Raw genomic sequence first — 261 nt, 5'->3', positions numbered from 1 at the left:
AGCTTGACACTGAACATTGAGCCTTGATGTGTAGGATAGGTGGGAGGCTTTGAAGCGTGGACGCCAGTCTGCGTGGAGCCAACCTTGAAATACCACCCTTTAATGTTTGATGTTCTAACTCGGCCCCATAATCTGGGGTGAGGACAGTGTCTGGTGGGTAGTTTGACTGGGGCGGTCTCCTCCTAAAGAGTAACGGAGGAGCACGAAGGTTAGCTAATCACGGTCGGACATCGTGAGGTTAGTGCAATGGCATAAGCTAGC

The 261-nt window shown here is 51.3% G+C and carries 1 rRNA gene; it reads left to right on the top strand.

What is annotated here, in order from left to right:
• A 23S ribosomal RNA gene (locus J1779_RS00035) occupies window positions 1-261 on the top strand; the annotation flags it as partial.

The sequence above is a fragment of the Rahnella rivi genome (assembly GCF_019049655.1).
Taxonomy (GTDB): domain Bacteria; phylum Pseudomonadota; class Gammaproteobacteria; order Enterobacterales; family Enterobacteriaceae; genus Rahnella; species Rahnella rivi.
This window is presented reverse-complemented; position numbering and strand designations above follow the sequence as displayed.